19 protein-coding genes, 1 pseudogene and 1 riboswitch are annotated in these 19,475 nt (G+C 68.6%); of the genes and pseudogenes, 9 read left to right on the top strand and 11 right to left on the bottom strand.

Translation table 11 applies throughout. From position 1 onward, the window contains the following. Window positions 1–70 precede the first annotated feature (70 nt). Genes ACFY1U_RS36735 through ACFY1U_RS36745 form a run of 3 tightly spaced genes read left to right on the top strand, consistent with a single transcriptional unit; the run spans window position 71 to window position 1,954 of the window. Window positions 71–841 (top strand): histidine kinase, encoded by a 771-nt coding sequence (locus tag ACFY1U_RS36735; protein ID WP_390698369.1) that lies wholly within the window; start codon window positions 71–73, stop codon window positions 839–841. Next, on the top strand, window positions 801–1,280 hold the full coding sequence (locus tag ACFY1U_RS36740) for a sensor histidine kinase (RefSeq protein ID WP_390698370.1): 480 nt from the start codon (window positions 801–803) through the stop codon (window positions 1,278–1,280). Before ACFY1U_RS36735 ends, ACFY1U_RS36740 begins: the two co-directional genes overlap by 41 nt. Beyond that, entirely contained in the window at window positions 1,277–1,954 is a 678-nt protein-coding gene (locus ACFY1U_RS36745; protein WP_390698371.1) for a response regulator, read from the top strand. Before ACFY1U_RS36740 ends, ACFY1U_RS36745 begins: the two co-directional genes overlap by 4 nt. A 654-nt stretch (window positions 1,955–2,608) precedes the next feature. Here the strand turns inward: ACFY1U_RS36745 and ACFY1U_RS36750 are convergent. Next, window positions 2,609–2,980 carry a hypothetical protein gene (locus ACFY1U_RS36750; protein WP_390698372.1) on the bottom strand — a complete coding sequence of 124 codons (372 nt, stop codon included), beginning with the start codon at window positions 2,978–2,980 and terminating at the stop codon, window positions 2,609–2,611. 76 nt (window positions 2,981–3,056) lie between these two features. On the opposite strand from ACFY1U_RS36750, the pseudogene ACFY1U_RS36755 reads away from it, so the two are divergent. Continuing rightward, a pseudogene (locus ACFY1U_RS36755) lies at window positions 3,057–3,442 on the top strand (transposase); the annotation flags it as partial. Window positions 3,443–3,584: 142 nt separating this feature from the next. On the opposite strand, the gene ACFY1U_RS36760 reads toward ACFY1U_RS36755, so the two are convergent. The 3 genes from ACFY1U_RS36760 to ACFY1U_RS36770 all read right to left on the bottom strand — a co-directional run bounded on the left by ACFY1U_RS36760 (window position 3,585) and on the right by ACFY1U_RS36770 (window position 5,916). Then, window positions 3,585–4,274 carry a hypothetical protein gene (locus ACFY1U_RS36760; protein ID WP_390698373.1) on the bottom strand — a complete coding sequence of 230 codons (690 nt, stop codon included), beginning with the start codon at window positions 4,272–4,274 and terminating at the stop codon, window positions 3,585–3,587. Between the two features lie 94 nt (window positions 4,275–4,368). Further along, the gene (locus tag ACFY1U_RS36765) at window positions 4,369–4,629 is read right to left on the bottom strand and encodes a hypothetical protein (RefSeq protein WP_390698374.1); all 261 of its coding nucleotides are present in this window, start codon (window positions 4,627–4,629) and stop codon (window positions 4,369–4,371) included. A 639-nt stretch (window positions 4,630–5,268) separates the two neighbouring features. After that, window positions 5,269–5,916 carry a TetR/AcrR family transcriptional regulator gene (locus ACFY1U_RS36770; RefSeq protein ID WP_390698375.1) on the bottom strand — a complete coding sequence of 216 codons (648 nt, stop codon included), beginning with the start codon at window positions 5,914–5,916 and terminating at the stop codon, window positions 5,269–5,271. Between the two features lie 185 nt (window positions 5,917–6,101). Between ACFY1U_RS36770 and ACFY1U_RS36775 the strand changes: the two genes are divergently transcribed. Both ACFY1U_RS36775 and ACFY1U_RS36780 read left to right on the top strand, forming a co-directional pair. Further along, on the top strand, window positions 6,102–6,809 hold the full coding sequence (locus ACFY1U_RS36775; RefSeq protein WP_390698376.1) for an NAD(P)-dependent oxidoreductase: 708 nt from the start codon (window positions 6,102–6,104) through the stop codon (window positions 6,807–6,809). Between the two features lie 623 nt (window positions 6,810–7,432). Then, window positions 7,433–7,666 (top strand): DUF5302 domain-containing protein, encoded by a 234-nt coding sequence (locus ACFY1U_RS36780; RefSeq protein ID WP_390698377.1) that lies wholly within the window; start codon window positions 7,433–7,435, stop codon window positions 7,664–7,666. A gap of 131 nt (window positions 7,667–7,797) precedes the next feature. Here the strand turns inward: ACFY1U_RS36780 and ACFY1U_RS36785 are convergent, their stop codons facing one another. The 4 genes from ACFY1U_RS36785 to ACFY1U_RS36800 all read right to left on the bottom strand — a co-directional run bounded on the left by ACFY1U_RS36785 (window position 7,798) and on the right by ACFY1U_RS36800 (window position 11,029). Continuing rightward, window positions 7,798–8,244 carry an SRPBCC family protein gene (locus tag ACFY1U_RS36785; protein ID WP_390698378.1) on the bottom strand — a complete coding sequence of 149 codons (447 nt, stop codon included), beginning with the start codon at window positions 8,242–8,244 and terminating at the stop codon, window positions 7,798–7,800. A gap of 165 nt (window positions 8,245–8,409) precedes the next feature. Continuing rightward, window positions 8,410–9,282, bottom strand: coding sequence for an MBL fold metallo-hydrolase (locus tag ACFY1U_RS36790; protein ID WP_390698379.1), 873 nt, complete (start codon window positions 9,280–9,282; stop codon window positions 8,410–8,412). A gap of 12 nt (window positions 9,283–9,294) precedes the next feature. After that, a riboswitch (guanidine-III (ykkC-III) riboswitch) is annotated at window positions 9,295–9,364 on the bottom strand. Between the two features lie 63 nt (window positions 9,365–9,427). Continuing rightward, window positions 9,428–10,258: a maleylpyruvate isomerase family mycothiol-dependent enzyme gene (locus tag ACFY1U_RS36795; protein WP_390698380.1), complete on the bottom strand. Its 831-nt coding sequence runs from the start codon at window positions 10,256–10,258 to the stop codon at window positions 9,428–9,430. 474 nt (window positions 10,259–10,732) lie between these two features. Further along, window positions 10,733–11,029 (bottom strand): hypothetical protein, encoded by a 297-nt coding sequence (locus ACFY1U_RS36800; protein ID WP_390698381.1) that lies wholly within the window; start codon window positions 11,027–11,029, stop codon window positions 10,733–10,735. Between the two features lie 756 nt (window positions 11,030–11,785). Between ACFY1U_RS36800 and ACFY1U_RS36805 the strand changes: the two genes are divergently transcribed. Then, entirely contained in the window at window positions 11,786–12,205 is a 420-nt protein-coding gene (locus ACFY1U_RS36805) for a ribonuclease domain-containing protein (protein ID WP_390698382.1), read from the top strand. A gap of 729 nt (window positions 12,206–12,934) precedes the next feature. After that, entirely contained in the window at window positions 12,935–13,435 is a 501-nt protein-coding gene (locus ACFY1U_RS36810; protein WP_390698383.1) for a hypothetical protein, read from the top strand. A gap of 509 nt (window positions 13,436–13,944) precedes the next feature. Here ACFY1U_RS36810 and ACFY1U_RS36815 read toward each other — a convergent pair. The 3 genes from ACFY1U_RS36815 to ACFY1U_RS36825 all read right to left on the bottom strand — a co-directional run bounded on the left by ACFY1U_RS36815 (window position 13,945) and on the right by ACFY1U_RS36825 (window position 17,316). Next, a complete protein-coding gene (locus ACFY1U_RS36815; protein ID WP_390698384.1) occupies window positions 13,945–15,501 on the bottom strand; it encodes an alpha-L-arabinofuranosidase B in 1,557 nt (518 codons plus the stop codon). A gap of 167 nt (window positions 15,502–15,668) precedes the next feature. Next, complete coding sequence (locus ACFY1U_RS36820; protein WP_390698385.1) at window positions 15,669–15,878, bottom strand: hypothetical protein; 210 nt, start codon at window positions 15,876–15,878, stop codon at window positions 15,669–15,671. A gap of 4 nt (window positions 15,879–15,882) precedes the next feature. Next, window positions 15,883–17,316 (bottom strand): glycoside hydrolase family 43 protein, encoded by a 1,434-nt coding sequence (locus ACFY1U_RS36825; protein WP_390698386.1) that lies wholly within the window; start codon window positions 17,314–17,316, stop codon window positions 15,883–15,885. Window positions 17,317–18,003: 687 nt separating this feature from the next. Here ACFY1U_RS36825 and ACFY1U_RS36830 point away from each other — a divergent pair. Further along, window positions 18,004–19,428: a family 43 glycosylhydrolase gene (locus ACFY1U_RS36830; protein ID WP_390698476.1), complete on the top strand. Its 1,425-nt coding sequence runs from the start codon at window positions 18,004–18,006 to the stop codon at window positions 19,426–19,428. Window positions 19,429–19,475 lie beyond the last annotated feature (47 nt).

Here is a 19,475-nt window from a genome sequence, read left to right on the forward strand (position 1 = left end):
ACCACGTCCCGAGGTGTCGCCACCTGTGGTGTGTGAGCATGACTTCCTGGACCACCCCTCTCGGAGCGCGATGAACACGATCTGGCAGCGCTGGGCGGCGCCTCGTCCGCAAGCGGCCGAGGCCGCGGCGCTGGTCCTGCTGACCGCGCTGACGCTCTCCGGTGTCGTGGTCACCTGGGCCATGAGGTTCAGGCCACCCCTGTGGCCGGCACTCGCGCTGTCCGTCCTGGCCTGCGGCGCGGTGCACTGGCGCCGCACCCGGCCCCTGCCGGTACTGGCCGTCACTTTGTTGTGCACCGTAGCCCAGGGCGCACTGGGCTATCTGCTGACGCCCCTCCTGATGGGGCCCCTTCTGACGGCGCAGTACTCCTTGAGCCTCCACAACCGGCGGCGCACTTCGTGGAACAGCGCGGTAGTGGTCGCCATCGCCATAGTGGCCACCGGCCTCCTCGACACCCGGCTCAACCGCTCCCCGGTCCTCTCCATCGTCAACCCCACGGCATGGGTACTGCTGTGCGCGGCCCTCGGCAGTTACGTCCGGGTGCGCCGCGAATACGCCGCCGCCCGCGCCGAGCACGCCGTCCGGGAGCGCGAGGAGGAGGCCCGGCACCGGGTGTTCCAGGAACGGATGCGTATCGCGCGGGAGTTGCACGACGTGGTCGCCCATCACCTCACTCTCGCCGACGCTCAGGCCGCCACCGCCGCCCACCTCGCCCGGAGCCATCCCGACCAGGGCGCTCGACATGATCGGCATGCTGCCCCAGACCACTTCCGCGGCGCTACGGGAGCTCAAGGCCACCGTGGGTCTGCTGCGCCAGGACACCGACAGCCAGGCCGGTGACAACCTGGCCCCCGCCCCGGGGCTGCAGGACCTGCCCGACCTGGTCGACGCCTGCGCGGCGGCCGGCCTGGCGGTGACCGTCACCGTCGACGGCGAGGCCGGCCGCCTGACCCCGGTACTCGACCTGACGGCGTACCGGATCGTCCAGGAAGCCCTCACCAACGTCAGCAAGCACGCCGCCGGCCCGACCGCCCAGGTCCACCTCACCTACACCCCCCGCCACCTCACCCTGTCCATCACCAACGACACCGGTCCGAGCCGCCCGGCGCCCTCCGCCGCCCTCCACGGCGGCTTCGGCCTCATCAGCATGCGCGAGCGCGTCACCGCCGTGGGCGGCTCCTTCCACGCCGGTCACCGCCCGCACGGCGGCTTCGAGGTCGCCTGCACCCTCCCGCTCGAGAACCGCGAAGTCAGTCCCGACGAAAGCCCCGCCCCATGACCATCCGAGTCCTGCTCGCCGACGACCAGGCGCTGCTGCGCGCCACCTTCCGCATCCTCATCGACTCGGTCGAAGACCTCACCGTGGTCGCCGAGGCCGCCGACGGACAGGAGGCTGTCGACCTCACCGCCGAGCACCGCCCCGACGTGGTCATCATGGACATCCGCATGCCGCACCTCGACGGGGTCGCCGCCACGGCCGCCATCTGCGCCCGGCCGGAACTCGCCGGGACCCACATCCTCGTCCTCACCACTTTCGAGGACGACGAGAACGTCGCCAAGGCCCTGCGCGCCGGCGCGAGCGGCTTCCTCGGCAAGGGCGTCAGCCCCGAGATCCTGCTGGCCGGCATCCGCACGGTCGCGGCCGGCGAAGCACTCCTCTCCCCCACGGCCACCCAAGCCCTCATCACCCGCTTCCTGGCCACCCCCGACACCGACGGCTTCCTCGCCCTCCCCGACGCCGTCAGGGCCCTCACCGACCGCGAACGCGAAGTGGTCTCCCTGGCCGCCCACGGCAAGTCCAACGCCGAGATCGCCGACAAGCTGGTGGTGAGCCCGCTGACCGTACGCAGCCACATCCACCGCGCCATGACCAAACTCAACGCCCGCGACCGCGCCCAGCTCGTCGTCATCGCGTATCAGAGCGGCCTGGTCAAGCCGTATCCACATGGCTGATCCACCAGCTCCAGACCGGTGAACCCGACGAGACCACCGACGCGCTCGCCACCTCCAGGTCGGCTTCGGCTTCACTGGCGCCAACCGCTTCATCAGCCTGACTCGACCAGTTGGCAACCACTCCGTTCTGCGCACCACGAACCGCCAACCCCTCAGGCATTCGTCACCATCCGGACGTCGGCGGGGAACCGGGTGAGCAGTCCCACGGTTATTGCTCGCCTACCGCCCGACGGAAGCCGGGGCACCGGCTGATCAATATCCCCAGCATTGCGTGGGCGCACACATCCGCAGTGACTCCGGCCATCGTGCCCGCGATCATCTCGGGTCCTGGTCGATGTCGCGAAAGCCGCAGCTGAAGCGGTAGGTCCCGGGGCCAACCGTGATGGGCTTTCAGACGCCCTCCCCTGCTTGCGCTGCACCCGGGGGAGGCCGTCACCCAGGCCGACGAGGACCTCGTCGGCTGCCGCACCAGGTCGGCCGTCGCACCGCCCTGCTGCCATGCCGGCGACGCCCCGGGCGCACTGCGGCGAACCCGGTTGGGCCTCTGCCGAGTGCCCGGTGACCGAGGCCACGGTCACCCCGAATGATCCGCAGCACCCGCCTCGTCGACCTGGGAACACTAGGTCTGGTTGGCGGTCTCGTCGAAGGCGACGATCAGCGCGTTGTCTCCTCCTCCGTCGGGATCGGCTCGCCCGCAGAGTCGGCCATGACGAGGCTGGCGCTGACGGCCTGTCTGTCGTCAATTCCGAGGTGCCGGAGGTAGGCCCACCGATCCAGCTGAGCGCAGGCCCAGTTGGGGTCGTAGGCTGCAGTAGGCAGCTGCGGGATTCGTTTGCGACCGGTTTCATCCAGTCGGTACGGCTCGTCGAACGCGTCCTTCCACGCTTGGACGTTGGAGCTGTAGCGCTCTTCGGCGTCCTCGGCGCTGATTTCCAAGTAGGCCGCAATCTGCGTCCAGGAGCTGCCGCGTTCGACTTCGCGGGAGTACGCGGCTCGGTCGTGGTCATAAGGGGTGGGCTCGCTCATGAGGCACAGAGTCCCACGTCCACATGCTCTGCCAGTACCAAGTATTCAGGGGCGATATCACGGAAGACTGGCAGCGATGCCTCGTCCCTGTCCTCCGGAGTTCCGGGCGCGTGCCATCGCGCTGGTCCGCGCCGGCAAGCAGGCCAAACAGACGGCGGTGGAGCTCGGCATCCGTCCCGTCACGTTGTCGAAGTGGTTGCGGCAGGACGACATCGGCAACGGGCGGCGGCCGGGAACGCCGTCGAGCGGGTCTGCTGAGTTGCGGGCCGCTCGCCGGCGGATCCATGAGCTGGAAACCGAGCCGGCGATCGTCCGGCAGACGGCGAAGTTCCTTGGTGAGGACAAGCCGGCCCCAAAAGGCTCTATCCGGTGATCGACCGACTCGTCGAAGCCGGGGCACCGGTCAACAGGTGCTGCCGGATCCATGGCGTCGCCCGGCAGAACTACTACAAGCACAAGCGACTGCGGCGATCGGGAGATGGGGCTCGATCAGGCCTCACTGCGCGTCGGTGAGATCGCCTCGCGCCATGACTGACGGTCTATCAAGACCGGGCCCTGGTACGCAGACGATCCACCGAGTCGTGATCCGGACTCCGGACAGGACCTAGTCGGCCCCGACCACCGCGATGTCGTGCGGCGACCGCGGATCGATTTCGTAGTGGGTGCCGAACTGGCTGCTGAAGCCGATCACCCGCACCCTCTGCCCCTGCTTCAGGCCGGCGACGTCGATGCCCGTCTGCACATTGACGAAGACCGGCACGGGGCCCGAACCGTCGTCGACGGACAGCTTGTACCCGTAGGGGAGGTCGCTCGTGGGTGCTTGAGTGATCCTGCCGACGACCTTGACCAGCCGTCCCTCGGTGGCCTCTCCGACCCCGGCGGTGCCGACTCGCTCCGGTTTCACCGGCCGGCCCTTGTGACCGAGCTCGACATCGGAAGGATCTGCCGGGACCACGGTCAGCAGTCCGGAGCTGTCCCGCAGCGTGCCGGTGATGCGTGCGCGCCGATACGGGTACGCATGCACGTCGCTGTGCAGGCTGACGTAGATACCGGCGGTCCTGTCCTGGAGCCCGAATCCCTTGTCGCCGAAGCTGGATTCGAAGGCACCGGAGGGAGTCGTCACCGAGCCCGTCACGGTGACGACTGTCCCGACCGGCAGGCCGCGGGCCTGGGCGATCGAGATCGTCTTCGCCTGCGGTGCGGCGACTGCCGAACCGGTCCCCAGCACGGGCGCCACCATCAGGGCGAGCAGGGGTGCGAAGAGCAGCATGAGAAGCCGACGGGTCAGGCCCATGAATGCACTGTCCTTTCCGAAAACCGATACCACCCAAGTGTGCGTGCACGCCGCGCACTTCACACACACGCGCCGACCGTCGAGTGACGCTTGGTCAGGGCCGAACGCTGTGTGTAAGTGCCACCTGTGGGGTGTGGTGCTCGGCGAGCACCAGGTCGCTGCCGCGTTCCAGCACGGTGAGTTTCTCCGCCGGTGCCCGTGCGGTGCGCCCGAGGTACGGCTGGGCGATCACGTCGAAGACCGTCTCCCGAGACGCAGCGATGTCCACGGTCTGCGGTCCCAGCGGCCGGGTGCGCCGGCCGACGCCCAGGTCCAGCGGCAGGGCGCCGTTGACCAGGCCGAAATACGCGGCCACCAGGCCCCTCGGAAGGCTTCGTGCGTCATCACCACAGCCGTGCGTCAGCAACCGCTGGGGCGCGCGGCCACGACCCTGACCACAGCGTATGCGGTGGCAGCACGAGTCGCCGGGGTCGCGCGCAGTGCAGCCCCCTGCCTCAAAGTGATCAGGATCGCGAGCCCAACGCCAGAAGCCCCCTGACCGGCAGGCGCCGGCCAGGGGGCATGGGGGAAGGGGCAGGAGTTGCGGGCACAGTGAAGATCAGTGGGCGACCTGGCCACCGTCTGGGTGGATTCACCCCCAGCGGCACCCATACATCCTGGTCCCCCTCGGCCCGAGCGGCGTCTCGGCCACGCCGCCAGAAGAATCCTTGGCTGTCACGTCCCTATCGCAACAGTTGGCGTGGGTCCTCCGCCTGGAACTCCCCCGGGCTTCGACACGATCAGCTGTCGGCGACGCGTGAATCGTGCTTCTGACCGCAATTCCGTGAATGATCTTCGGATCCGTCGGCCCGGGGCATCACGCTCCACTCGCGGCCGAGGGGCTGCGGCGCCGAAAGGGACGAGCACGATCACTCACGAGCTCGGCGGCCGACCTGCCGCCCGGCTGTGCCGCCGAGTGCGGCTGACCGCGGCCGGACACCGCTGCTTGGGACGCTCAGCGCCGATGTGGGATGCCCAGCGTCCGTACGAGCTGGGCGAGTTCCTCCCGGAAGAGCTTCTCCGGGCTGGTGGTCTGGGTGCGCATGTGGCCGTAGACCTCCAGTGAGACCAGTCCGTGCAGGTGCCCCCAGATGCGCAGGGCGAGGGCGACGGCTGCGGGGGGCAGTTCGGGGAAGGCGGGACGCACCTTCTCGAGGAGCCCGGGGTCGAAGTCGGACCAGTCGAAGATGCTGTCCTGGTACAGGTGCCGGGCGTGCGGCCAGGCGGCTGCCGCGAGGGCGGTGAGCCCGGTGCAGACCCGGCGTGCGGCATCCGGGGCGGGGCCTCGCTCGGGGGTCTGGTAGCCGGGCACGGGGTCGCCGTAGATGAGGCGGAACCCCTGGGGGTTGACCAGGGCCCAGGCCCGGAAGGCGTGGGCCCATGCCTCGATCCGGACGGCGGGATCGGCTGAGGGCGTGGTTTCCCAGGCCGTGTCCACAGCGTCGGCCAAGGCGGTGTACACGTCGTTGATCAGCGTGGTGACCAGGTCGTCCCGGGTCGGGAAGTACCCGTAGATGGCGTTGGCGGTCATGCCCATCTCACGGGCGATGGCCCGCAGGGTGATGGCGTCCGGCCCGCCCGCGGCCATCAACGCCAGTGCCACCTTTTTGATTTCGGCCGTGGTCTCGGCTCTTAGCCGCTCGCGCCTTCCCCTGCTTCCCGTGACTGCCACAACGAGCACTCTACAGCGTCGACTTACTTAGCCCCGTGCAAAAACTTCACGGCGTATAGTTTCTGCACGGCGTCACCATCAGTGGCGTCCCGCTTCGGCATGCACAGGGGAGAACCATGCACATCGGAGTCATCGGAGCCACGGGCACCATCGGCAGCCGAGTCGTCACGGAGGCCCTCGACCGCGGCCACACCGTCAAGGCGTTCAGCCGGGACGCCGTTCAGGCCCAGCGCGAGGAGCGTCGCGACCACATCACCTGGACCAGCGTCGACGTCCTGAACCCGAAGAGCATCGCCGGCGTCCTGCCCGGACTCGACGTCCTGATCAGCGCATTCCAACCGGGCAATGCCGCCAAGGACTTCGCGGACACCGTCCGGCGCTCGATCGCCGACCCGACCGTCTATGCGACGGCGGCGCGGGCCCTGCTGAAGGCTCTGGAGAGCCGCCCACAGACCCGGCTCATCGTGATCGGCGGCGCCGGCAGCCTCGAAATCGAACCGGGACTGGTGCGAGCAGACTCCGACGAGCTGCTGCACGCCGCCCTCGACCAGCTTGGGCTGCCCCGCGAATACGCCGCAGCAGTACGCGGTCACCGCGACGCCCTGGATGTCCTGCGGACCTCGAACCGGCTGTGGACCTACTTCAGCCCAGCCGAGGAGATCAGCCCCGGCGAGCGCACCGGCCGCTTCCGAATCGGCGGCGACCAGCCGGTCCTGGACGCTGACGGCCGCAGCCGCATCTCGGTGCAGGACGCGGCCATCGCCTTGATCGATGAGGCGGAACTGCCGCGCTTCGTGCAGCGCCGCTTCACCATCGGCTACTGAAAGCCACAGCCCACGTCCCCGTGGGGGACCTCATGAACTCCCCCACGGGCCAGAGCGACGCCCGTCTGAGCAGATCCGCACTTGGCCATGGCCGTCACGCAACCGCGGGCCGGAACCCTCAATGTGGCCGCCCATCACGGTCGCCCTCGTGGGCCGGCTCCGGGCGTTCTGTCTCCCGGCCTCCGACGAACTGTTCCTGGTGCTAGGGCACGCGGAGCTCACGGTCGGCAAGCTGAAGGCACATCCCGGAATTCCGGCCTCTATCAATGAGGGTCGGGGATCCGGGCAGCAGCCGGATCACCCTCCCTCCGCACCCCGCTCGGGCCTCCCACGGCTTCGGGCGTCAAGACGGCCGACGGCCTCGCCTCAAGCGGCACATATCTGCTCGCAGCCTCGGCCAAGGCGGTCACCGCGGGGAGGAGGTGGCGGCTACTGATACAAGAACTCCGGCTCCGCCCGAGCATGGAGATGATCTCACCCTTGAGGGGGTCGCCCGCCCACGAGACGTCCTACGGCACCGGCTGCAGGGATGCAGGGCTGTCGCTCGCAGGGAATGCGAGTGTCCCCTGTGGCGCTCGGCATGACACGCTGTACCTTCCACCGTGCAAACGCAGGAGGTCACAATGACTGCAGATTCGTCACCGCAGAGCAGTCCGGAGCCGGCCGATGCCGAGCGCTCTCCTCTGACGCCCGACGAGGACGGCCAGTACGACCTCAAGCGGAAGTTTCGTGAGGCCCTCGCGCGCAAGCGCGATGGGCAGACCGAGGGTGCCGCGCACACGGATGCCTCGAAGATCCGCGGCGCGCACGGTCCGGCGGCGAGCCAGCGCTCGTTCCGGCGCAAGAGCGGGGGCTGAGTCATGCGGTGCCGGGCGCGGGGCGTCGACGTGCAGCCGACGCCGGCGGTCCGCGCCCGGCCCCCATCCACCCTGGTCGCCGTCGCACCCATACCGCATCTGCACCGCAGGCACCGGGACTTCGGCACCCCTCAGGACGCCTCCACCGCCGCTTTGATGCGCCGCCCGAACGCGGGCGCGTCCTTGCGCGCGGCGCCCAGTGCGAAGCCCACCAGCAGCTTTCCGATGCCGTGGCCTTCGAGGACGTTGAAGATCCTCACCCTGGTGGTGCCCGGACCGGTGGACTCCAGGTCGTAGCCGCCTTCGTCGGCCGTCACGATGTTTTTCGAGGTTTCTGCCCAGCGGATTCGGTGAGGGGCCTCGAATTCGGTGATCCGGAACTTCCGGCCCGTCTTCATGCCGGCGTCCTTGACCGTGCTCGTAAAGACCGTGCCGACTGCTGTCGGTCCCTCCGGAGTCTTCGTGATCGTCTGGACCCTCGGGCTGAACTTGGGGTCGTTCGTACCGTCGGAGAGAAAAGCGAAGACTTCCTCGATGGGACGGTTGATCTCGGCTGTCGCCTCAAACTGACCGGCCACGATTCCTCCTGTGCTGCGGTCGCTGGAGCTGCGGCTGAGCGCACGCTGGTTTGCCGAGCACCATCAGCGTATCGCCGCGGCTCCGCCCACCGCTCGTCATGGGCGCCAGGACGCCGACACGGAGATCGGGGACCTGTGCCGAGGCACTGACGAGGGGGGAACTGTTCAAGTTGCTATGGGCCAGAGAATGAAGTCGGCGAACGCGCGTCGAGCGGGTTCAGGCCCGACTTCGTCCAGGGCCGCGCGCACGGCGTGCAGGTGAGCCGGGGTCATCTCCAGCGGGGGTTCGTCCGGCTGGTACGTGGTGCGGATCGGGTAGTCGACGCCGGGCTCGCGGGTCATCTCGATGTGGCAGCCCAGTACGTGGGTGACGGCACGGCGGTCGGCGAATGCGATCAGCCGGTCGATGGTCCGTGAGAAGGCCGGCCAGTCCTCGATGTACAGCCGTCCGCGGTAGACGGTGTCACCGGTCAGCAGGAATCCGGTCCACGGGTCGTAGAAGGTGATGGCTGCGGCGTCATGGCCTGGGGTCGCGAGAGCTTCCAGCACCCGCCCGCCGAGGTCGAGGGGCCGTACCGCCTCCGGGTCGTCGGCGAACCCGAAGTACGTCCAGGACGCATCCCGATCGGCACCGACCACGATCGTGTCCGGTCGGTCGGAAAACTGGCTGTCTCCCGCGACGTGATCGCCGTGCGAGTGCGTGTGGAGTACGAGAAGGGCATAGGAGTCGCGGGGGTTGTGCGCCAGCCACGTCTCGACAAGGTCATCGACAGTCCGGCGCACCGGAAAGAATTCGGGTGACGCCGTGGCACCCGTGTCGATCAGGGCCGCCTGGCGATTGCCGAACAACAGGTACAGGAACGGGGCCTCGTAGTTGATGGCCTTGTTCTGTCTGAGCACCACCGTGTGCTCGTCGTACCAGTGCACTTGAAGATCGGGGTCGGTGTTGTGCTTGGCCGACGGTGACCCGTGAATCCAGTCGACGCCCAGGGGCTTTGCGCTGAACTTCCGGACATCTGGTTCGCCCGTACCGGACACGATGCCTCCCGAAGTGCGTCGTCTTGGCGGGCCGGGTACGTCGCACAGCTCGTCCGGGAAGACACGCGGCTTGCGGCTCCAGCAGGGACGCTATCACCGGACATTGTGTACGGGGTGTACGAGCGAGCAGCTGCCCGGTGGCGGATCAGGGCGCGGTGAACAGCGTCGGGAAGCGGGGCGCGAGCCAGGGTTTGCGTCCCCAGGCAACGACCTGTCCCCGCCCGATGGCCCGCCACGGGTTGCGGCGGCCCAGCGCGATGAGGAGGAAGGCCACGGGCTCGATCAGGATGGTGCAGTCGGGACGTCTTGGGGGCGCCGGGGTCACGTGCACGGCGCCGTCGTCCAGGCTGACGCCGAACGCCGGGCCGCCCCGGAGGCGGATGGCGTAGCGGACGGTCAGGCCGGCGATGGCCGCCGTGTCGACGACGCGTGGCATGACCGAGAGCATGAACGGCATGCACAGCCCGACACGGCCGCGGTCGATCATGTGCGGGCGGTGCAGGGCGCGAGCGAGGTCGTAGCCGTGGCCCAGCATGTGGGTGAGCAGGTAGGACGCGAGAACGTGCCGGTCCATGGGACCCAGCGGCGTGACGAGAGCGGGGGCGCTCTCGTCGCTCGCGGCTCGATCCGCGGCGTCGAGGAACGCGGCGGCCTGCTCGGCGATCATCGACGCCAGCGGCTGTGCCCGGCGCTCTGCGAACACGGTGAGGGACTGTGCGTTGGCGGCGGCCAGACTCTGCGGCGTGCCGTCGCCGTAGGGGCGTGCGTGTCCGGATGCGAGGTCGGCCATCAGCTCGTTGGCCAGTGCCAGATGGGCGGCGGCCTCACCGACCGTCCACTGCGAATCCGGCACGGGAACGGTCGTGTCGGAGGCGTCTTTCAACAGCTTGGCGATGTCAGCGGCGGTCTGCCGTATCGCTCCTGCGAGCCCTTGGGGCAGTGGCCCCCGGATGTCCTGTTGCGCCGTAGGCTGCACGCTGCCCGTTCCCTCCCGCCGACCGCGCCCCTCGCGTATCCGACGCGCCGTACCCAATCAGACTGCGGGACGCGCGACAAGCCGTCGTACCTGAGCGGGAGTGCCGGAGCCCTGACCGCCGCTCCCGGCGTCTGGCCCCCTCGCCCGGCGTATGCGCGGTGGCCCGCGGCTGCGTAGCGTGCGGATGAGGCGACCGCTACGACAGAGGACGTCCAGTGGAGACACGTGTCGATGAGATCACCGACGGCATCCGGAATTGTGGGCAGAGCCATTCTCAAGGAGCCCTATCAGTGTCCTGGCCAGCCTGATCTGCCCGGAATCCCAGCCCCGCCGAGGAGCACGTCGAGGCGGAGGGGACGGAGGCCACGCTCGACTACGCGGGCGCAGTGCCGGACGCGGCGGTCGGACCGGTCGTTGCCCCGTTCCTGTCAGGGCTGAGTCGGTCCGCTGGCCGAGCCTCTAGCCCCTCGCACATCAAAGCGCTGCAGCGCGACGAACCTCTGCCGGCATGGTGTGGGCGCCGGCGAAGTCTTTGACCACAGCGAGGTCGAGTTCGGCGGCACGCTCCCACACGTACGTCTGCTGCTCAGGGGGCAGGCCCAGCGCCTCGTCAGAGGCGATGACTTGGAGGGCGGCGGCCAGCGGCACCGCGTTGCGATCTGGCTCCGCCGCAAACACGGCATCCCCAGCAACCAGTTGAGGAGATTTCTGTGACCAGGGATGGAGGTTCGCCGATGGCGGCACTGTGTTCCTCGGCGCATCCACCGTCATGATCGAACGCTGCCCCTACCGCGGAGCCGGCCCCGCCCACTGGCTGTTCGTCAGATCTCCACGCCCCCACGAACGTGATCAACCGCGACCTTGATCCGCTTTCGCAACACGCCCTGGTTGGGAGCCCATGGCGCACGGCTGCCGTTCGGCGCCTCGCCCATGGACGCCGCGGGGTGCCCCGCGCCCGGAAGGGCGTCCGAGGTCGGCGAAGCCAAACGCGTCTCCGCCACGTGGGAGTGCGCCGATGTGATGGTCGCGGCCGACTCGTACCTACAGTCGCCGAACTGACGGGCCATCCGGCTCCGAAGCACGCTGAACCGGATGGAGCCGAAACCGTCGACGCCGCCAGGTTCTGATGCGAACTCGCCGCCCGGAGGCACGTCGGGTGTCAGCGTCTGCAGCTGCGCGACGAGGCCCCACGGGGCGGCCGGTGACACTGAAACGACCAGGTCGTCCCTGAGATGTCTCCGTGAACTCCTGGGAAACATCGCCTTCTTGGCATTGACAGGGGCATGTCTACGCGCGTCATTCTTTGCGACATGAGCTTGCCCCCACAGATCACCAGGTTCGGCGCCACGGGCGTCCTCGCCTCGGCCCTGCTCTTCGCCGGGACCGTCGCGACGACGGCACCCGCCGGCTGACGAACCGCCCACGGCGTTGGGGCCACACCCGCACCACGGCCGCCGCGCACCCAGCCCCCTTGACGGCCGCTACCGCATCTCGGCGGCGGCCAAAAACATCAACTCGGAGGATTCCTTGCTGACTCTGCGACGTCCCCAGCTGTCCTGGGCCAAGCGGTTCGCGGTGCTGCTCGCCGCCATCGCATCCGTGCTCAGCCTGTCCGCGATCAACAGCCCCGCTGCGAACGCGGCGGTCTACGACTCCTGCAACATCAGCGGATGCTCCGCCGCAGCCTCGGCCAACTCGACCTGGTCCGACCTCGGCTACCCGACCACCCGTGGCTGGGTCGACTGGCCGGACGGCCGGTGCAGCTACGCCGGCGGCGAGTTCTACAACAACGACGGACAGCTGCCCTCCGGTGACACCTTCTACGAGTACGACGTCTACCCCCGCACCTGCGGCGCCCACCGGGACGCCTACCGGATCGTCGTCGACTCCGACACCGGCGCCGTCTGGTACTCCCCCAACCACTACACCGACTTCTACCAGCTCTGACACTCCGACAGGACCCGCTCGCACGTGCAGGTCACTGCACTGGTGGGAGTCCAACCGAGCAACGCCGTGAGCCCCTGCGGCCGGTGTGGCACACGCCTGAGCCCGTCCACGTCGACTCGACCGCACCAGCGGGGCTGAACCCGTGACGACCGCCCTGCCGGGCCTCACCGGCGGGGCGATCGCCGTCCCGCTCGGGCCGGGACGGTCTCACGGCACGCCGGGCGGGTTCGCGAACTCGGTCCCGGTCCGCACCGCACCGCACCGCACCGCACCGCACCGCACCGCACCAACACGCTGGTCCCCGAGGCAGCCGAAGCCGCCGCCCGCACCGTGGCATTCGTCAGCCGCGTGGCCGAAGGCCGGGTCGTCGACGGTGCCGCCCTGCTCGGCGGTCCCGCGACTCTCGACGAGGTCTGACAGCCTGGCTAACAGCCCCTGCCGCTGAAGGCGAGTTTCAGATGACCTGCCCGGCCGGCAACTTTTCACAGTGGACGGGCAGGTCCTCGTCCGTGATGTCCCAGCGCCGGGTGACCGAGTACTGGCGCCTGGATGCCCCCGGCGCCCGTGCCGGTGCCCACCGGATCCGGAAACCTCTTCGACCCGGCCGTCACCAGCTCCGCCGGCGCCGGTCGGAACCGATCGGCTACTTCGACCGCACATCCCGACCCCGACGCTCGGCGTTCCCTCGAACGCCACCCGCCTCGCACGGCTTCCACGGCCACGACGACCATGAGTGAGACATTGCTGACGGTTGGCCTGGCAGGGGTGCTTCTCTGCCTCATCGGTCACTTGCCCGGGCCGGTGCATCGCTGGGGACCGCAACTGCTCGCACTGGCCGGGATGGCGCTCATGACAGGTCACCGGGCATCTTCAGGGGTCTGGGCCGTCGTAGCCGCCGGCCTGTGGAGCGCCATTCGGGCGTGCCTCGACCGGCGGGTCCGCACCGAGGTGATCGACCTGGCCGCGATGGCACTGCTCATGGCGCTGATGGCGGGCCACGCCGGCGGATCCCCCACGCACATGCCCGCCGGCATGGCAGCTGGACCGGCCATCCTGACCGTCGTCGTCTGGGTGACCGCCCGAGCGGCCGAGATCATGTTCCGGCAGTTGTCGGATCGTCCCTTGGTTCCGACGGCTCCCAAGGCCACGCCGTGCGCCCCCCTGGCTCGGGTGTACCGGGAATCGGGCACAGCAATCATGATCATCAGTATGGTGGCCATGTTCGTATGACACGGAATCGCGACCGGCACCGCCTGGCTGCGGTCACCCGATTTCTTGACACTCCTTGTCTACGGGCAGGCCCGGGCGGCGTCCCGCTTGGTGGTGTAGCCGATCACGGCTAGGGCGTACGCCCCGGGGGTGTGTGCTGTTGGGGATTCGCTCCCTGCCCAGCAGGCAGGCCACCTGCAACTCTCCTTGGTGAACGGCCAGTTCAACCCGGGAGGTGCGCGGTGGCCCTGTCCCAATCCAAGAGGACACAGCCGTAGCCCGGCCACGGCCGTGACCGTCGGACGGAAGGTCGAGGAGTCACAGACGGTGGATCGCACAACGGCCTGGGGTTGCCATGTCGCAAAGGTGGAGCGGGCCTTCGCGGATGTGGCGGCCAAGTGCGCGCCTGCCGTCGGGCCGGGGACCGTCGGCGGCTGTCCCTGTGAGAAGGAAGCGAGCACGGCCTGCCTGCGATTTTGCAAGGCTGCCGTGCTCGCTCCGTGTAGGCGCTCAGAGACGCCGGTTGCTCGTCAGCTCCAGGGAGAGGCGGTGAGCCAGCTGGTGTCCTGGGCCCACGACGACGTGGAGTCCCAGGCGTTGGTGCCGCCGTTGCTGGCTATGTAGGCCGTGAAGTTGTAATGGCGGAGGTACTTCGTCGGGAAGTTGGAGGACTGGAAGGAGGTGCCGACCCCGCTGTTGCCCGTGGTCGGGCAGAAGGTGGCGTCCTTCGCGAACGCACTGCCGCCGTCGTCGAAGTTCAGGTTGAGCTGGTAGTTGTAGTGGCGCAGGTACTGGCCGGGCTTGTCGACGGACTCGAAGGACAGGCAGGAGGTGTTGGCCAGTCCGGCGCGGACGATCCAGGTGGCGTCGGCCTTGTCGGTGGCCGAGCTGGCGGCGGTGATGTTGGAGATGACGACCTTGGTGTCGGCGTCATTGTGCCGGAGGTAGTCGTTGGTGCAGCAGGGGGCGGTGGTGGCCTGCAGGGAGATCCGCGAGCCGGGGGTCAGTGAGCCGGTGCTGGTCGAGCCGCCGTCGTAGCCGACGGCGTTGATGTTGGCCTGTACGGCGTTCTCGGTGGCGTCCGAGGGGTAGCCCGAGGTCATGACGCCTTCGTAGAAGGTGCCTTGGGCGCCCTTGCTGTTGTCACCGCCGATGCCCAGGATGATCGAGCCTTCCTTGTGCATGGGGTTGTAGCCGGAGACGTTGGGGCGCACGCCGTTGTAGAAGGTGGACAGGCCGCCCGACTGGGCGTCGCCGCCGCGGATGGCCCACTGGTTCGGGCCGCCCTTGACCATGGCGGTCAGGAACCGGTTGGTGACGGTGGGGTCGCCCGTGTTGAGGTGCTGGTTCACTCCGGAGAACAGGCCGTTCTCCAGGTCGGCCATGATCCAGGGGCCGTCGCCGCTGCCGGAGCCCCAGATCTTGTTGTTGCCGAAGTAGATGGCCTCCATGTGGCCGTTGCCGGTGTCGTGGTCGTTGGTCTCGGCGTTGCCGTAGTCGAAGCAGCAGCCGCCGTTGAAGTGCTTGCCGTTGAAGATCGCGTACATGCCCTCGGGCTGGTCGCCGGTGGCGATGCCGTTGGTGTGGTCGTTGCGGTAGCCGGTGCCGGGGGCGACGTAGACGCCGTACGCCTTGTGGCCGCCGACGGTGACGGGGGCTTCGACGGCGTTGGCGAGGTTGTCCGGCCCGCTTGCGGCTCCGCCCGCGGGTGCCTGGGTGAGGTCGTTGCCCTTGCCGGACTGGTCGTAGATGTCGGTGATGACGCAGCTGGTGTTTGCGCAGAAGGAGTCCTGCGCGGCGGCGTTGGCGTATCCGCCGGCGCTGAGCACGCCGATGTTCAGGGTGGTGTTGTCGGAGGCGCGCCTGACCTGGTAGAGCGGACCGTTGTACGTCCCGTACAGGGCGCGGGTGGTGCTGTGTGCGGCGACGCAGGGGGTGTTGCCCGCGGCGTAGATGTCGCACGGTCCCTGGGTGGCGGCCTGTGATGTGGTGGCTGTGGCGGTGAGCAGGCCGGCGGCGAGCGCGGCAGTGGCACCGGCCGCGAGCAGCGAGCGTCTGACGGCGCGAATCCACGGTGGTCTGATCATGAAGAGCTCCTTGAGAGGGTGGGGCGTGATGCGTCGACGCACCCTCGGTGTCCGGTGGTGCGGACGGCGGGGGCTGCCTCGACGCTGCCGGGCCCGGTGCCGGAGTCGGCTCTCTGCGGCACCGGGTCCGGTGCTGGTTGCTCGTCGGCTCCAGGGGAGGCGGCGAGTCAGTCGGTGTCCTGGGCCCACGACGTCGGGTGGTCCCAGGCGCATGTCCGGCAGCGGATCTGCCCGTGCGCGGACATCAGCCGGGCTTCGCAGACCCGGGCGCCGCCGGCGTACTCCGGGAAGTGCTGCCGCTCGCCCGCCTGACGGACCAGGGCCGGCAGCAGTCGCATCCCGCTGTCCGTCAGTGCGTCCCACGTCCCTGTCGACATGGGGTCAGCTCGTCACACGGAAGGTGGCGTCGCCGCGTCCCGTCGCGGTGGTGATCGGGTCGAGCCTCAGCTCGTAGGCGTAGTGCCGGATGTAGCGGTCGGGGTAGTTGTACGACTGGAACGAGGACCAGCCGGCGTCGGCGAGGCCAGCGACCTTGCGGAAGGTGGCGTCCGCGGCGAACTGGGTGGCGCCGTCGTCGTGGGCGAGCTGGAAGTCGAAGTTGGAGTGGCGCAGGAAGTAGCCGGGGTGGTTCACCGACTCGAAGGAGACGGTGCCGGTGCCCGCCAGGCCGGGGCGCAGCCGGAACTGGGCGTCCTCGGCGGGGCTCACGTTGGGATCGATGCGCACGTCGAAGTTGGTCTGGCGCACGTACCGGTCCGGGAAGTTGTACGACTGGAGGCGCTGGGCGGGGGTGTTGGGCCAGCGAGCGAGGACCCGGCTCTCCTCGGCGGCGGTCAGGTTCATGATCCAGCCGTGGCGCTTCTTCGTGCCGCCCATGTTGTAGCTTCCCGAAGCCTGCTTCTGGTAGGAGGCGGGATTGGACGGGTCGGTCGTCAGGACCGGCATGTAGCCGCCGCCGGAGGCGTACTGGTCGAGGTAGAGGGCCCACTTGTTGGTGCCGTTGAACTTCATCCACATCGGGCCCTCGACCATCGATCCGGTCAGGCCGATGCCGGAGAGGTCGCCGAGCCGGGTCCAGGTTCCGAGGATGGAGTTGCTGCCCTCGAGGGTGATCTGGCCGTCACCGGAGGCCCGCACGTAGCGGTAGTTGCCCACTCCGGCCGGCATCTCGATGATCTGGGTGTCGATGATCTCCTGCGCGCCGGGTCGCTCGATGTAGGTCTGCGGGGTGGTGATGGTGCGGAAGTCGCTGGTGTGGGCGTAGTAGATGCGGTGCTTCGTCTTGCCGTCGAGGGGCACGTTGGTCGCCCAGTACAGGACGTAGTCGTTGGTCTGCGGGTCCCAGATCGCCTCGGGCGCCCAGGCGTTGCGGCCGTCGGGGATGTCGCCGGCGACGTTGAGCAGCCACGGCTGTGACCAGGTGACCAGGTCGGTGGACTCCCACACCACCAGGTTGCGGCTGCCGTTGTTGATGGCGGCGTTCCAGTCCTGCCCGCAGCTGATGCACAGGTCGGTCGCGATGATCCAGTACTTGCTGCCGTCGGGGGATCTCACGAATGCGGGGTCGCGCACTCCCTTCGTGCCGACTGTGGAGCGCAGGACCATCCCGCCGCCGTTGAGGTCGTTCCACTGCAGGCCGTCCGTGCTGTGCGAGAGGTACATCTGCTGGTTGGTCGCCCCCTCACCGGTGAAGTGCACCATGAGGTAACCCGGATCGGCTGCGTCGGCCCGTTGGGGTGTGGTCAGGGCCTGGCCGGCGAAGAGGAGGCATGCGGCGAGCAATATCACCGTCAGCCGGGCGCGGAGCGCGGACATGTGGATCTCCTGTCTTCGTGCAGGTGCCACCGTCGGGAGAGGGGAAGAGCGGGGTGGCGGGGGGAGCTCGTCTCGGTGGGGGGTGTGACAGGACGGTTGCCGCACGATCCGGAAAGGGGCAGATCCGGGCAACGGTGCGTCTCCCGGAGTGCGGTGCGTATCGCCGTGGTGACGGCGGGCCCGGGCACGGGAGCCGGTGCGTCTGTGGGGTGACAGCATTTTCGGCGCCCACGAAGTGCTTCATTCGTGCGCGGCTTCGGCCTCCTTTCTCAGAGGGCTCCTGTTCTCGGAGGGCTCCTCTTGTCTGTGGCACGGCGGTGGCGGCCTTCGGAATGCTGCGATATCAGCAGCGGTGACCGAGTTGCCGCCTCAGCCAACCGGGACCCGACCGGTCCCGTGGTGCGATATATCGAACGGCGTTCGTAGAATCGGGCAGACATTAAGTGGGGGAGTCGGGATGCGTCAATACATCCGACAATCCATGGCCTTTCGCAGCGGGCGTCGACCAACTCGTCGGATGCTTCTTTGACCAAAGCGTTGACGGGGGCGAGCGCAGGACTTAGGTTCTGGCCGAATTCACGAACGGCGTTCGAAATACCGGCAGTTGAGCGGACGGTTTCTCTGCGCCGCCCGCACCAGAGGGAGCAATCCGTGAGACCTGCGCTCACCCGTCGATCGGTCCTCGGCTTGATCGCCGGCTCGGCCGCCGCCACCTTCACCGGCGTCTCGGCCGGCACCGCCCACGCCGCCGTGCCCGCTTCACCAGGTGTGACGTACACGAACACCGTCGCCGAGCAGCGGGCCGACCCGCACATCTTCAGGCACACTGACGGCTTCTACTACTTCACCGCCACGGTGCCGGAGTACGACCGCATCGTGCTCCGCCGTGCCACCACGCTCCAGGGGCTGTCCTCGGCCACCGAGACGACCATCTGGACCAAGCACGCCACCGGTGCGATGGGCGGCTACATCTGGGCCCCGGAGATCCACTTCATCGACGGCACGTGGTACGTGTACTTCGCCGCCGGTGACGCCGACGACATCTGGCACATCCGGCCCTACGTCCTGGAGTGCACCGCCGCGAACCCGATCACGGGGACCTGGACGGAGAAGGGGCGTATCGCACTGCCCCTGGACACCTTCTCCCTGGATGCGACGACCTTCGCCGTGAACGGCACCCGCTACCTCGCCTGGGCGCAGAACGACCCGGCCGTCGGCCGCGGCACCAACATCTACATCGCGCAGATGTCCGGCCCGTGGACCATCACCGGCACCCCGGTCATGATCAGCAGGCCCACCGCCGCGTGGGAGACCGCCGGAGGCGAGACGGTCAACGAGGGCCCGGCCGTGATCCAGCGGGGCGGCATGGTCTTCCTGACCTTCTCGGCCAGTGCCACCGACGCCAACTACTGCATGGGCATGCTGACCGCGTCCGCCTCGGCCGACCTGCTCAGCGCCTCGTCGTGGGCCAAGAGCGCCGGCCCGGTCTTCGCCAGTTTCGCCGCCACCAGTCAGTACGGCCCCGGGCACAACCAGTTCACGGTCTCCGAGGACGGCACGTCGGACATCCTCGTCTACCACGACCGCAGCTACAAGGACATCAGCGGCTCCCCCCTCAACGACCCCAACCGCCGCACCCGCGTCCAGAAGATCTACTGGAAGGCCGACGGCACCCCCGACTTCGGCATCCCGGTCGCCGACGGCCTCACCCCGATCCGGCTCTCCTCGTACAACTTCCCCGACCGGTTCATCCGGCACTGGGACTACCGCGCCAAGATCGAGGCGAACGTCTCGCCCCTGGCCGACTCGCAGTTCCGGGTCGTCACGGGTATGGCCGGCACGGGCACGGTCTCCCTGGAATCGGCCAACTTCCCGGGCTACTTCCTGCGCCACAAGAACTACGAGGTGTGGGTGGAGAAGAACGACGGGACGGCGCAGTTCGCGTCTGACGCCTCCTTCACGGCCCGGGCCGGCCTCGCGGACTCCGCCGGGGTCTCGTACGAGGCGTACAACCTCCCGGGCCGCTACATCCGCCACTACAACTACCTGCTCTACGTCCAGGCCCCCAGCACGGCGACCGACCGGGGCGACGCCACCTTCTACACACAGTGAGCCACAGCGGCGGCCGTTACCTCTCGGGAAGCTCCGGCGGACCCCGT

This window comes from Streptomyces sp. NPDC001351 (assembly GCF_042896045.1).
Lineage (GTDB): Bacteria > Actinomycetota > Actinomycetes > Streptomycetales > Streptomycetaceae > Streptomyces.

Bases quoted from the DNA above. Each gene is read 5' to 3' on its own strand.
- ACFY1U_RS36750 (WP_390698372.1), bottom strand. From the start codon at position 2,980: ATGAGCGAGCCCACCCCTTATGACCACGACCGAGCCGCGTACTCCCGC.
- ACFY1U_RS36775 (WP_390698376.1), top strand. From the start codon at position 6,102: ATGCACATCGGAGTCATCGGAGCCACGGGCACCATCGGCAGCCGAGTC.
- ACFY1U_RS36815 (WP_390698384.1), bottom strand. From the start codon at position 15,501: ATGATCAGACCACCGTGGATTCGCGCCGTCAGACGCTCGCTGCTCGCG.
- ACFY1U_RS36760 (WP_390698373.1), bottom strand. From the start codon at position 4,274: ATGGGCCTGACCCGTCGGCTTCTCATGCTGCTCTTCGCACCCCTGCTC.
- ACFY1U_RS36745 (WP_390698371.1), top strand. From the start codon at position 1,277: ATGACCATCCGAGTCCTGCTCGCCGACGACCAGGCGCTGCTGCGCGCC.
- ACFY1U_RS36780 (WP_390698377.1), top strand. From the start codon at position 7,433: ATGACTGCAGATTCGTCACCGCAGAGCAGTCCGGAGCCGGCCGATGCC.
- ACFY1U_RS36735 (WP_390698369.1), top strand. From the start codon at position 71: ATGAACACGATCTGGCAGCGCTGGGCGGCGCCTCGTCCGCAAGCGGCC.
- ACFY1U_RS36825 (WP_390698386.1), bottom strand. From the start codon at position 17,316: ATGTCCGCGCTCCGCGCCCGGCTGACGGTGATATTGCTCGCCGCATGC.
- ACFY1U_RS36800 (WP_390698381.1), bottom strand. From the start codon at position 11,029: ATGACGGTGGATGCGCCGAGGAACACAGTGCCGCCATCGGCGAACCTC.
- ACFY1U_RS36820 (WP_390698385.1), bottom strand. From the start codon at position 15,878: ATGTCGACAGGGACGTGGGACGCACTGACGGACAGCGGGATGCGACTG.
- ACFY1U_RS36810 (WP_390698383.1), top strand. From the start codon at position 12,935: ATGAGTGAGACATTGCTGACGGTTGGCCTGGCAGGGGTGCTTCTCTGC.